Genomic DNA, 12,087 nt, shown 5'->3' with positions numbered 1-12,087 from the left:
GCATCAGCAGCCTTTGAACTCGGGCTTGCGCTTCTCCATGAATGCGGCGACGCCTTCACGGTAGTCCGCGGTGCGGCCGGCCATACGCTGCAGGTCGCGCTCAAGATCGAGCTGCTGGTCCAGGGTGTTGGTGCTGCTGGCGTTCAGCGCGCGCTTGATCAGTGCCAGACCCTGGGTCGGTTGTGTGGCCAGGTGACGGGCGCAGCCCAGGGCGCTGTCCATCAGCGCGTCGTCGTCGACGCAGGACCAGATCATGCCCCAGTCGGCGGCCTGCTCGGCGGAGATCTTGTCACCCAGCATCGACAGCGCCATGGCGCGGGCCGGGCCGACCAGGCGCGGCAGGGTCCAGGTGCCGCCGGAGTCCGGTACCAGGCCGATCTTGCAGAACGCCTGGATGAAGCTGGCGGAGCGGCCCGCGAATACGATGTCGCAGGCCAGCGCGATGTTGGCACCGGCGCCAGCGGCAACGCCGTTGACGGCACAGATAACCGGCAGCGGCAGTTCGCGCAGGGTGCGGATCATCGGGTTGTAGAATTTCTCGATGGAGAGGCCCAGATCCGGCATCTCGGCATCGGCCGCCACGTTGCGGTCGGACAGGTCCTGACCGGCACAAAAGCCGCGGCCGTTACCTGTAATCAGCAGGCAGCGTACGGATTCATCCTTGCGCACCTGTTTCAGCGCTTCGCGCATCTCGGCGTGCATCTCAGCATTGAAACTGTTGAGGCTGGCGGGGCGGTTCAGGGTCAGTACGGCAACGCCCTGATCGACGCGATATTCAATATGCTCGAAAGCCATGGCTGGCGGCTCCTTCAGAGTAGACGGATGGGGTGGTCGGTCCTGTCCGGGAGTGGGGCTCAGCGCCCCTTGTACTCCGGACGCCGTTTTTCGATGAATGCCTGGATCCCTTCGTTACGATCCTCGGTGGCCGCCAGCAGCGTGAACGCCTTGCGTTCATAGGCCAGACCCGCTGCCAGATGCGTCTCCTGAGAGCGCAGCAGCACGTCCTTGGCCTGGCGTACCGCCAGCGGCGCCTGGGCGGCGATGCTGGCCGCGATCTGCTGGGCACGCTCAAGGGTCAGTTCCGGCTCGGTGAGTTCGCTGACCAGGCCGGCGTCATAGGCGCGCTGGGCGGTGATCGGCTCTCCGGTCAGCACCATCTGTGAGGCGAGGGATCTGCCGACGGCGCGGATCAGGCGCTGGGTTCCGCCGGCACCGGGGATGATGCCCAGTTTGATCTCCGGCTGGCCGAAGCGGGCATCGCGGCTGGCGATGACGATATCGGCGTGCATCACCAACTCGCAGCCACCGCCGAGGGCAAAGCCATTGACGGCGGCAATGATCGGTTTGGCAAAGGCTGAGATCCGCGCCCAGTATTGCGGGCGAGGGTCGTTCATGACGCCCAGCAGGTCCAGGTCGGCCATTTCACGGATATCGGCACCGGCAGCAAAGGCTCGGCTGCCGCCGGTAATGACGACCGCTCGCACCGCACTGTCAGCGGCGGCGTTGTCGAGTGTGTCGGCCAGCTCACGGAGCAGCGCTGTATTGAGGGCGTTCAGCGCTTCCGGGCGGTGTAGTTGAATAGTCAGTACGCCGTTGGATGACGTTCCGGTCAGTAGAAAATTCAGCATAGTCTTCACTGTTTTTGTAGTTATGGATGTCATCTGTCTTGTGTCGGGTCGATCTCGCGTGGACCTACCTCATTGTTGCCGATTAGCTTAGCTCAAAAAAGTGATACATGAAAAGTAATAGAGTAAAAAATAACGTGTCTTTATGTTGTGCATTTTTACTTTATAAGTAGCTGTTTGAGGTTGTGTCATGTTCTTTATCTGTATTTTGAAGTGGTCATAACTGTCTCGTTATTCATATATATGGCTGATATATAAAGGTTAAAGCTGTGGCTTTTGGCTTTCGGGTCTCAGTTCGGTTCGCGGGTGTGTCCGATTCGTCTTGTTGTGTTACCTATTAATAATTTGACATTAAAAAAGCGTGTTACTAGCATCGTTAGCGACTACAAATACAACTGCGATCGCTCATCGGTGCCCAGCTACAGATGCTGGCGTCTCTCGATAGAGACGATCCGACCTCACTGGAGATCGGTTCTATGTCTAAGGCCCAGGCATTTTTCGAAGCACACCTGGCAACACTGGAGCGGGCGGTGGATGCCGGTCGCACACGCGATTTCTGGTCGCCCTATCCGGAGGTGCCGAGCGGGCGCATCTATGGTGAGACGGCGAATGCCGAAGGTCGTGCCGCGTTTGAAGCCACTCTTGGACAACGGTACGAACTGGCGCTAACCGGCATCGCAGGCCGAGTTTGCGAAGAGGTATCCCCCTATGGCCTCGAGCTGGGGATAACCTATGAAGTTCCGGACATTGAGGGGCTGATCGCCCGTATGCAGGCCGGTATGAAGGCGTGGCGCGTTGCCGGCGCGGATGCCCGTGCCGGTGTCTGTCTGGAGATACTGCATCGACTGAACCAGCGCAGCTTCGAGATGGCCTATGCGGTGATGCATACTACCGGGCAGGGGTTCCCGATGGCATTCCAGGCGGGTGGTCCACATGCCCAGGACCGTGGGCTGGAGGCGGTCGCGATGGCCTGGTCGGCGATGAAGCAGGTGCCGGAGCGCGCCAGCTGGACCAAGCCGCAGGGTAAACATCCGGCGCTGGCGATGGAAAAGTCTTACACCATCGTGCCACAGGGCATTTCGTTGGTTGTGGCCTGTGCCACCTTCCCGACCTGGAACACCTATCCGGGCCTGTTTGCCAGCCTGGTCACCGGTAACCCGGTCATCGTAAAACCGCACCCCGGATCGGTACTGCCGGTGGCGATCAGTGTGCAGATCGCGCAACAGGTGTTGGCTGAGGCGGGATTCGATCCCTGCCTGGTGTCGATGGTGCCGGACAGTGCGGCGGCGCCGATCACCAAAACCCTGGCTCAGCATCCGGCGGTCAAACTGATCGACTTCACCGGGTCGTCCGAGTTTGGCAACTGGCTGGAGCGTAACTGTCCCCAGGCGCAGGTGTTTACCGAGAAGGCCGGCGTCAACACGCTGATCATCGACAGTGTGGATAACCTGAAAGCGGTTTGTCGCAACCTGGCGTTCTCGCTGAGTCTGTACTCCGGCCAGATGTGCACCACGCCGCAGAATATCCTCATCCCCCGCGACGGTATCGACACCGACCAGGGGTATCTGAGTTTCGACGCTATCGCGACGGCGCTGGCTGACGCGGTGAGCCGCTTCCTGTCCAACCCCGAGGTGCAGGTCAACGTGCTCGGCGCGTTGCAGAATCCCGCTACGGTGCAGCGTATCGAGGAGAGCAGGGGGCTGGGGCGTGTGGTGCTGGATAGCCAGCCGGTTGAGCATCCGGAGTTCGCCGGTGCGCGCATGCAGACCCCGCTGATGCTGAGCGTGGACGCAGCCGACCGTGAGGCCTATGCGCAGGAGCGCTTCGGGCCGATCGCTTTCCTGATCGCCACCGACAGTACCGAACAGAGTTTCGATATCGCGCGTGAAGTGATCGCGGAAAAGGGCGCGATCACGCTCGGCGTCTATTCTACATCCGAGGCGGTATTGGAGCGGGCAGCAGAGCTGGCGCTGGAGGTGAAAGTGGCGCTGTCCTGCAACCTGAGCGGCGGCGTGTTCGTCAACCAGTCGGCCGCATTCAGTGATTTCCATGCCACCGGCGGTAATCCGGCGGCGAATGCTTGTTTGACCGATCTGGCGTTTGTCAGCCGCCGCTTCGTGGTGGTGCAGAACCGCCATGACGTTCCCGCGCCGGTACAGGAGTAAAGCCATGCCCGTATATCGAATCGAAGGTGTTACACCGGTCATCGACCCCAGTGCCTATGTGCACCCGACGGCGGTATTGATCGGTGATGTGATCGTCGGTCCCGGCTGCTATGTCGGGCCCAACGCCAGTCTGCGGGGCGACTTCGGTCGCCTGATCCTGGAACGCGGTTCCAACGTGCAGGACAACTGTGTCATGCACGGCTTCCCCGATACCGATACCCTGGTCGAGGAGGATGGTCATGTGGGGCACGGGGCGATACTGCACGGCTGTCGTGTCGGCCGCAACGCGATGGTGGGGATGAATGCGGTGGTGATGGATGGTGTCGTGATCGGCACCGAATCGATCGTCGCCGCCAACGCCTTCGTCAAGGCGGGGTTCGAGTGTCCGCCGCGCTCGTTGGTGGTCGGCTCGCCGGCCAAGGTGATGCGCGAGCTGCGCGACGAGGAGGTGCAGTGGAAATCCCAGGGTACTGCTGAATACCAGCTGTTGACCCGGCGTTGCCAGGCCTCGCTTGAGCTATGTGAACCGCTGACTGAGGTGGAACAGGATCGCCCGAGGGTGATGGCGAGTGAGGTGAAGCCTAAGTATCAGTCTTAACTGGGCTGGCCTTTAGGTTGATTTTGTTAATGGCGTGAAGGCTCAATGGGTTCATGCGGTGTGCTTGGGCTTAGTTGAGCCGACAAACAAAAAAGGCAGATCGCAATTAGCTGATCTGCCTTCTTTAAATTTGGTAGCGGGGGCTGGATTTGAACCAACGACCTTCGGGTTATGAGCCCGACGAGCTACCAGACTGCTCCACCCCGCATCAACGTGGTGCGAACTATACAGAGGTGTCATACCCCTGTCAAATTAATAATTTGGCAAATGTTCATTGTTGCGGTTCGGCGTGCTCCGGGGACGGCTGCATCAATATGGGGCAGCCTTGATGGGGTCAACGGATGCATTTTTTCACTACGGTTGTTAGGCTTGGCGATCAGCCATTCACCGGTCAAAGTAGCTCAGTGTGACATCAACTGTTTTGACACAACCCGACTATTACATCGGTCTGCCGCAGTGGAGTCATCCGGCCTGGCATGACACTCTCTTCGCCGGTCAGCAGGGGCTGTCGGAGCTGAGAGGATATTCAAACTGCTTCAATTCGGTAGAGGGCAACACGACCTTCTACGGCCTGCCATCGCCTGAAGCGGTTGCGCGGTGGCGAGGGGAGAGTGGTGAGCAGTTCCGGTTCAGCTTCAAGTTCCCAGGCGAGATCAGCCACAAACGGATGCTAACCGGCGTCGATCAGTTACTGCTTACCTTTTTGCAGCGTCTGGCGCCGCTGGAACACAAGCTCGGCATGCTGTGGTTGCAGTTGCCTGCGATCTTTTCACCGCGGGATCTTCCGGCATTGGCGGATTTTCTCCGCCTGCTGCCGGCGGGTTTCAGTTATGCGGTCGAGGTGCGTCACCCGGAGTTTTTCAGTGCCGGCGATGCGGACCGGGAGCTGACTGAACTTCTGGCTTCTGCGGGGGTGAACCGGGTCTGCTTCGATACCCGCGCACTGTTTCGCCATCCAAGTACTGATCCGATCACGCAGGAGGCGTTCAAGGCCAAGCCACGGTTGCCGTTGCGGCCTGTGGCAACGGCAGCAGCGCCGATGTTGAGGTTCATCTCGCCGCTGGACAGAGCCCTGGCCGAACAGGAACTCGCATTCTGGGTGCAGTGTGTCGCGAAATGGATAGGTCAGGGGCGCAAGCCCTGGTTGTTTTTCCACACCCCGGACAACGCCGAGGCGCCGCTGTTGGCCAGGCGTTTCGTTGAGCTGCTGGGGAACGGCTGCCGGGGCTTCGTCGACTGGCCTGAACCCAGGCAGGTACAGGCCGGACTGTTTTAGCGTCTAGTGCAGGGCGTTAGGCTGGGCCAGTGTAAAGGCGGGAATAGGTGCGATGAAGCGGTCTTCCTCTTCTGTCTGCATCTCGTAATGGCCCTGCATACTGCCGACCTCGGTGGCCAGTACCGTGCCGCTGGTGTAGCTGAAGCTCTGGTCCGGCTCGATCACCGGCTGCTCGCCGACCACGCCCTCACCCTTGACCTCCTGCACCTGCTCATTGCCATCGGTGATGACCCAGCGGCGGCTGACCAGCTTGACCGGTTCGGGATTATGGTTGGTTACCGTGATTTGGTATGAGAATACGAAACGATGCGCCTCCGGATCCGATTGCTCGGGCAGATAGGAGGTTTGTACATCGATCTGTATGTTGCGGCCGTACTCGAAGGGGTCCATCGTGATTCAGTTTTCCTCTTGCTGCCCGATAGCGATAGCATCGCTGATTCTGATGAACTCTGCCAGTGACAGGCGCTCGGGTCTTAGCTGCGGGTCTATACCCAGTGTTTCCAATGTGGCGGCATCGATCAGCGGTTTCAAGTTGTTGCGCAGGGTTTTTCTGCGCTGGCTGAAGGCGGTGCGGACCACCTCCTGCAGCCGATTTACGTCCTTAGCAACCATTGGCAGCTGCTCGTAGGGTGTCAGGCGCACGATGGCGGAATCGACCTTGGGGGCCGGCTGGAAGGCGCCGGGCGGCACCAGAAACAGCTTCTCCACGCGGCAGTAGTACTGCGCCATGATACCCAGGCGACCGTAGTGATTCTCCCCGGGCTGGGCGGCCAGCCGGTCGACCACCTCATTCTGCAGCATAAAGTGCATATCGCTGATCAGGCCCGAGAAACTGAGCAGGTGGAATATCAGCGGTGTCGATATGTTGTAGGGCAGGTTGCCGACGATGCGCAGCGGGCGCTCATCCTGGCGCAGGCTGCTGAAATCGAACTTCAGCGCGTCCGCCTCATGGATGCGAAAGTTATCCTCGTAACGGAAAAACTTGGTGCGCAGCACTGGGATCAGATCGCGGTCCAGTTCGACGGCGTCCAGTGCACCGGCTTCGGCAAGCAGCTCTTCGGTCAGGGCGCCAAGACCTGGGCCGATCTCGACCAGGTGCTGACCGGGCTTGGGATTGATTTCGCGCAGGATGCGGCGAATGATGCCGACGTCGTGCAGGAAGTTCTGGCCAAAACGCTTGCGCGCCTTGTGCATAATCGGTTTTTTGCTCATTGGATAGCGCTGCTGCTCTGTTTGCTCTGAACCATGCTGCTAGCATAGTCGATGGCGGTGCGCAGGGAACCGGAGTCGGCCCGGCCGGTCGCGGCCAGGTCCAGTGCCGTGCCGTGATCGACGGAGGTACGGATGATCGGCATCCCCAGTGTGATATTCACGGCGCGTCCGAAGCCCTTGTACTTCAGCACCGGCAGGCCCTGGTCATGGTACATCGCCAGCACCGCGTCGGCGCCCTGCAGGTTGTGTTCGGTGAACAGGGTGTCAGCGGGCAGCGGTCCGATCAGGTCGGCGCCGGTGTCGCGCATCTGTTCGAGCACGGGGGTGATGGTGTCGATCTCTTCGTGCCCAAGGTAGCCGCCCTCACCGGCGTGAGGGTTGAGTCCGCACACCAGAATGCGCGGTTTGGGCGCGTTGAAGTAGGTTTTCAGATCGTCGATCAGAACCTGCAGGACCTGACGTAATAGGGGTTTGGTGATCGCCTCAGCTACCTTGGACAGGGGCAGGTGGGTGGTGGCCAGCGCCACGCGAAGCCCCTCTGTTGCCAGCATCATCACCACCTTGTCGCTGCCGGTTAGCTGCTCGAGAAATTCAGTATGTCCACTGAACGCTATCCCGGCCTGGTTGATCACGCCCTTATGTACCGGGGCCGTAACCAGCGCATCGAAGCGCCCGTTCAGGCACCCCTTGGCGGCCAGCTCCAGAGTCTGCAACACATAGCGGGCGTTGGCTGGATTAAGCACGCCCGGTTCCACCTTGGCGGCCAGCTGCACCGGTTCGATGTAGAGCTCACCTGCGGCGGTGGCGCATGCCGGGGTGCTGTCGTCTAACTGGCGTAGCACCAGCGGCAATCCCAGGCGCTCGGCGCGGGCACGCAGCAGCTCGGGATCGGCTATCACCACCAGCTGCTGTGGATGACCCTGCTGGGCGATCTGGATGCAGAGGTCCGGGCCGATGCCGGCGGGCTCGCCGGGGGTGATAGCGAGTCGAAGCGGGGTGCTCACGGTCAGTTCAGATCCTTGCGGTCGATATAGGCCTCGGAGCGGATCTCACGCATCCAGTTGTCGAACTCCTCGCTGTACTTGCGCTTGCGGATGGCGTTGCGGGCCGTGGTCTCGCGCATCTCGTCAGAAAAGTCCTGAGTGCGGCGGTCCTCGACCTTGAGAATGTGCCAGCCAAAACGGGACTCGAACGGAGTGCTGATCTGCCCCTTGGCGGTGGTGTTCATCACCTGTTCGAACTCCGGCACCATCTGTCCGGCCTGGGTCCAGCCCAGTTCGCCGCCCTGGGAGCCGCTGCCTGGGTCGTCGCTGTATTGGCGCGCGAGTTCGGCGAAGGGCTGGCCGTCCTGCAGTCGACGGTAGAGGTCGTCGGCCAGCTGACGCGCCTGACTGGGGCTGCGGATCTCGTTCGGGGAGATCAGGATATGGCTGACCTTGGTCTGCTCGACCAGTGCTTGCTGGTCCCCGCGCTTGTCTCTGACCTGCAGGATATGGAAACCGGCCGGAGTACGGATAGGTTTGCTGACCTGGCCTGCCTGCAGGGAACGGATAGCGCCGGCCAGTTCCGAGGGTAGCTCATTCTCGGCACGCCAGCCCAGCTCGCCGCCGTTGAGGGCGTTGGATGCATCGGAGTTGGCCACCGCCAGCTCTTTGAACTCGGCACCATCGCTCAGTTGCTGGTACAACGCATCGGCTTCCTCCTGTGCGCGCTGGATAATGTCCGGCGACGCACTTTGCGGCAGGGCGATCAGGATGTTGCTGAGCAGGTACTCCACGTTACTGGACGCCTGATCGCTGGCCAGGTAGTTGTCGATCTCCTGCTGTGACACGCTGATACGGCGGTTGACGTTGGCCTGCTGGACGCGCGCCAACAGTATTTCCTCGCGTATCTGCTCGCGTACCTGGGCATAGTCACGCCCCTCGGCGATCAGTGCCTCACGGAACTGGGCCAGGGTCAGGTTGTTCTTGTCGGCGATATTTTGCAGCGCCGCGTTCAGCTCCTGATCGCTGACGCGAATGCCCTGGCGCTTGGCGATCTGGAGCTGGATGTGGTCCATGATCAAGCGCTCGAGTACCTGGTTTCTCAGTACACCCTCCCGCGGCGCCTGGCTACCCTGGGCGCGTATCTGATCGAGTACCAGTTGGGTGCGGTTGTCCAGCTCGCTCTGCAATACGATATCGTCATTGACGACGGCGACGACCCGGTCGATAAGCTCGGCGGCCTGTACCTGCTGGAAGCAGAGCAGGGCCGCTAAAAGCGGTAGTTTGCGTCCAATCACACGCTTAAAAAGTCTCATGCGCATCCTCTTTCTCGCCAGTGATATCTTCCAGGAATCCGCGCCCACCTTCCTGGCCGAAGGAGCCCAGGCCGCGCAGAACGAACTGCAGGAAGATACCCTTGTCGGTATCGCCTTGGTTTGAATTGTCGTTATCGGTTACCCACTTGCGTCCGGTCAGGCGCACTTTCCAGCAGCAGCTGACATACTCGATGCCGAGCAGGGTTTCGAGGTTTTCACTGCGTAACAGGTCCTCCTGCCAGCGACCTAAGATGTTCCAGGTCGGTGAGAGAGGCCAGCGGACGGCGAAGTCGGTCTGACGTATCTCATCGTTGGGGTCATCGAACCGGCTGCCTGAGTTGTCGCGGTAACTCAGGTAAACCAAACGCATGTCGTCAGGTTTATAGGTCAGCCGGTAGTTCTGCTGCACCATCTCGAAATCCTGTTCGTCGAGCTCGCTGTCGTGGCGGAACTGCAGGCTGGGGGTGATGTTCCAGTTGGCCAGCAGGGCAAGGTTGGAGCTATCCTCGGTGCCATCCTCATCGCCTGGTCGCAAGCCGCTGCTCGCCTCCCTGTCGTCGAAGTAGTACGCCTGGGCGACCGCCAGACGGCCCTGCTCGATACCGAGCATGGAGTAGAACCCGCTGCTCAGCCCCAGTGTGACCTGATCGGTTCCGGCAATATTGTCGTTGCCGCTGTAGCCGGTTTCGTTGAACAGGTTGTAGTAACTGAACGAGAGCCTGGACGAGTCGAAGTCGGGCAGTTCCGATTGATCCTCTTTACCGGCGCTGATCAGCTTGATACGGGGCTCTAGCGTTTGAGTCAGCAGATCGGCGTAATCACGCTCAAACTTGAGGCCACTGTCGACGCTGAGAATCGGTACGCTCAGGCTTGGGTTGCTGCTCCAGCCACTGGGCTGATCGTTTAGGTCGTACTGGGAGTACCAGTAGGTGGCTCTTGGTTCGAAATAGGCCCAGGGACGCTCCCAGCGGTAACTCAGAGAGGGGCGCAGGTGGGCTCGGGTGCCGGTGATACGCTCACGCCCGGTCAAGTCGTCATTGTTGCGGTCAAATACCGTGAGATCAGCCAGATAGTCCAGCGCCAGGTGTTGCTCCAGTGCCAGCTCCTTGCCGCTGAATTGCAACTGAGGGACCCGCTCATAGGGTTCGGGGCCTTCATCTGTGGTCTGATACTCGTGCACGCGGCTGATAAACTGCCAGGTATCGGCCTGGTAACGCAGCTCGCCGATCTGGTTAAGATCGTCCTGGTTGGCAATTTCGAGATTGGTAGTGTCCAGGTCGTCGAGGTAATCGTCGTCGCTGATGCGGCGGTAGTCGATCTTGCTGAACCAGCGCTCGGCTGGATTGCCTAGGTGGGTCGCGCCCAATGCCCAGCGGCTGTCGCCGTACTTGTCGTCGTCGGCGATATAGGCGGTACTCAGCGTATTCATCGACCACTGGTTCATGTAACGGAACTCGTTTTCGAGCACCAGGCCGCGCTCGCTCACAATACGCGGGGTAAAGGTGTCGTCATAGTTCGGTGCCAGATTGAAGTAGTAGGGGGTGGCGATATCCAGCCCGTCACTGTCCGAATAGCCCAGTTTTGGATAGAGAAAACCTGAGCGCCGGTTATCGTTGATCGGGAAGTAGAAGTAGGGCAGGTAGAGCACCGGCACGTCTGCCACCTCGAAGGTGGCATGGTAGGCTTCGCCGTAGCCTTCGTCGGTGTGGATCTCCAGTGAATCGGCGGCAATGGCCCAGGTGTTGTTGCCCGGTTCGCAGAAGGTCACCCGGCCTTCCGTCATTTCTACACGGGCATCTCCGAACCGTTCGATCCGTTGCGCCTCGCCGCGCATATGCTCCCGGTGCATCACGTATTCGGCGTTGTGAAAACCGGCATTGCCCTGGGTCAGGTCGGCTTCGGCACTGTCGGCGAGCAACAATAGCCCCTGTTCGCGGTAACGCACGTTTCCGCTGAGAGTGGCGCGACGGGATTCAGGGTCATACACGGCTTGGTCGCTGCTGAGTACGCGACCACCTTGACGCATGTTGATACCGCCCTCGAGCTGGGTGACGCCGCCAAGCACAGTGGAGGAGCGCAGGGCTTCAAGGAAGATCGTCTGCTGCTCCGACTGGGTCATGGCGCGGCTCAGGTCCATGTCTGCCTCGCGATACTCGCCGGGGCAGGAGCCGCCAAAACCAGCGTCGCCAGGTGAGTAGGTATACCAGTCAAGACTGGCATACAGCTGCGGAACAGGGCGCACCACGGCCAGCGTTCCCGCCTTGCCTATGTTGTCGCTCTGGTAGTCAGTGTTCTGCTGGCACTGCCACTGTCCCTCCAGCCCACTGCACTCAAACTGATTATTCGCGGCGAGGGTATTGCTCTGGACGACCGACCCCACCCTGTCGACTACCTGTCGAGGCTGATTGACAGGCTGGGTCTGCACGATTGACGCTGCGGGAGCGGCTATCGCCTGCGGCGCGGATTGAACCTCCACGGGTTCGGCCAGTGCCGGCTGTTCACTGCTGCTCTCGGGTATCGTCTCGGCGCCGGGGTTCGTCTGTGGCTGTACCGAACTGCTCTGCTGCTGCGTTTCGCGCATCAGCTGTTCATTGACTTCACAGTCCCATTCACCGGCGCTGTTCAGATTGCAGTTCCACAGGCGCTGATCATTTTCAGCCATCGCCTGCGAGGCACTGATGGCTGCGGCAATGGCAAGCACCAGCTTAAAAGAGTGGGCTCTGTAAAAGGGCATCAAGTCGCTTTCCGTTTGCGCGATTAAGGCGGCCTGTTTCTCGCCACCCTCGAAGTCGAGTACCATAACGAGCTGTGCATGATACAGCTGTTACGGGCGCTAATGCCAGACCTCATCGGGCTTGAGGCGCGGTGTCCAAAACTGGACCACAAGGTAAGACTCGTGAGGCGATTCGCGA

10 protein-coding genes and 1 tRNA gene are annotated in these 12,087 nt (G+C 60.2%); 3 read left to right on the top strand and 8 right to left on the bottom strand.

What is annotated here, in order from left to right; genetic code table 11:
- Window positions 1–3: 3 nt before the first annotated feature.
- Together paaG and paaF are read right to left on the bottom strand one after the other, a co-directional pair.
- A complete protein-coding gene (paaG, locus tag IEX40_RS03630) occupies window positions 4–795 on the bottom strand; it encodes a 2-(1,2-epoxy-1,2-dihydrophenyl)acetyl-CoA isomerase PaaG (protein WP_188745714.1) in 792 nt (263 codons plus the stop codon).
- A 59-nt stretch (window positions 796–854) separates the two neighbouring features.
- Complete coding sequence (gene paaF / locus IEX40_RS03625; protein WP_188745713.1) at window positions 855–1,628, bottom strand: 2,3-dehydroadipyl-CoA hydratase PaaF; 774 nt, start codon at window positions 1,626–1,628, stop codon at window positions 855–857.
- 473 nt (window positions 1,629–2,101) lie between these two features.
- On the opposite strand from paaF, the gene paaN reads away from it, so the two are divergent.
- Together paaN and paaY are read left to right on the top strand one after the other, a co-directional pair.
- A complete protein-coding gene (gene paaN / locus IEX40_RS03620; protein ID WP_188745712.1) occupies window positions 2,102–3,790 on the top strand; it encodes a phenylacetic acid degradation protein PaaN in 1,689 nt (562 codons plus the stop codon).
- Between the two features lie 4 nt (window positions 3,791–3,794).
- Window positions 3,795–4,388, top strand: a complete 594-nt coding sequence (paaY, locus tag IEX40_RS03615) for a phenylacetic acid degradation protein PaaY (RefSeq protein ID WP_188745711.1) — start codon at window positions 3,795–3,797, stop codon at window positions 4,386–4,388.
- A gap of 131 nt (window positions 4,389–4,519) precedes the next feature.
- Here paaY and IEX40_RS03610 read toward each other — a convergent pair.
- Window positions 4,520–4,596 (bottom strand) — tRNA-Met (locus IEX40_RS03610).
- Window positions 4,597–4,794: 198 nt separating this feature from the next.
- Between IEX40_RS03610 and IEX40_RS03605 the strand changes: the two genes are divergently transcribed.
- Entirely contained in the window at window positions 4,795–5,664 is an 870-nt protein-coding gene (locus IEX40_RS03605; RefSeq protein WP_229680537.1) for a DUF72 domain-containing protein, read from the top strand.
- 3 nt (window positions 5,665–5,667) lie between these two features.
- On the opposite strand, the gene apaG is transcribed toward IEX40_RS03605, so the two are convergent.
- Genes apaG through IEX40_RS03580 form a run of 5 tightly spaced genes read right to left on the bottom strand, consistent with a single transcriptional unit; the run spans window position 5,668 to window position 11,909 of the window.
- Entirely contained in the window at window positions 5,668–6,054 is a 387-nt protein-coding gene (gene apaG, locus IEX40_RS03600) for a Co2+/Mg2+ efflux facilitator ApaG/CorD (protein WP_188745710.1), read from the bottom strand.
- Window positions 6,055–6,060: 6 nt separating this feature from the next.
- On the bottom strand, window positions 6,061–6,876 hold the full coding sequence (gene rsmA / locus IEX40_RS03595; RefSeq protein WP_188745709.1) for a 16S rRNA (adenine(1518)-N(6)/adenine(1519)-N(6))-dimethyltransferase RsmA: 816 nt from the start codon (window positions 6,874–6,876) through the stop codon (window positions 6,061–6,063).
- Complete coding sequence (pdxA, locus tag IEX40_RS03590; RefSeq protein WP_188745708.1) at window positions 6,873–7,880, bottom strand: 4-hydroxythreonine-4-phosphate dehydrogenase PdxA; 1,008 nt, start codon at window positions 7,878–7,880, stop codon at window positions 6,873–6,875. Before pdxA ends, rsmA begins: the two co-directional genes overlap by 4 nt.
- 2 nt (window positions 7,881–7,882) lie before the next feature.
- On the bottom strand, window positions 7,883–9,175 hold the full coding sequence (locus IEX40_RS03585; RefSeq protein ID WP_188745707.1) for a peptidylprolyl isomerase: 1,293 nt from the start codon (window positions 9,173–9,175) through the stop codon (window positions 7,883–7,885).
- Window positions 9,162–11,909: an LPS-assembly protein LptD gene (locus IEX40_RS03580; protein ID WP_188745706.1), complete on the bottom strand. Its 2,748-nt coding sequence runs from the start codon at window positions 11,907–11,909 to the stop codon at window positions 9,162–9,164. The genes IEX40_RS03585 and IEX40_RS03580 overlap by 14 nt, the downstream gene beginning before the upstream one ends.
- Window positions 11,910–12,087 lie beyond the last annotated feature (178 nt).

The organism is Marinobacterium zhoushanense, from assembly GCF_014641945.1.
Classification (GTDB): domain Bacteria; phylum Pseudomonadota; class Gammaproteobacteria; order Pseudomonadales; family Balneatricaceae; genus Marinobacterium_D; species Marinobacterium_D zhoushanense.
This window is presented reverse-complemented; position numbering and strand designations above follow the sequence as displayed.

Excerpts from the sequence above, each read along its gene's own strand:
- paaG (WP_188745714.1), bottom strand. The coding sequence starts at position 795 with ATGGCTTTCGAGCATATTGAATATCGCGTCGATCAGGGCGTTGCCGTA.
- paaF (WP_188745713.1), bottom strand. The coding sequence starts at position 1,628 with ATGCTGAATTTTCTACTGACCGGAACGTCATCCAACGGCGTACTGACT.
- paaN (WP_188745712.1), top strand. The coding sequence starts at position 2,102 with ATGTCTAAGGCCCAGGCATTTTTCGAAGCACACCTGGCAACACTGGAG.
- paaY (WP_188745711.1), top strand. The coding sequence starts at position 3,795 with ATGCCCGTATATCGAATCGAAGGTGTTACACCGGTCATCGACCCCAGT.
- apaG (WP_188745710.1), bottom strand. The coding sequence starts at position 6,054 with ATGGACCCCTTCGAGTACGGCCGCAACATACAGATCGATGTACAAACC.
- rsmA (WP_188745709.1), bottom strand. The coding sequence starts at position 6,876 with ATGAGCAAAAAACCGATTATGCACAAGGCGCGCAAGCGTTTTGGCCAG.
- IEX40_RS03585 (WP_188745707.1), bottom strand. The coding sequence starts at position 9,175 with ATGAGACTTTTTAAGCGTGTGATTGGACGCAAACTACCGCTTTTAGCG.
- IEX40_RS03580 (WP_188745706.1), bottom strand. The coding sequence starts at position 11,909 with ATGCCCTTTTACAGAGCCCACTCTTTTAAGCTGGTGCTTGCCATTGCC.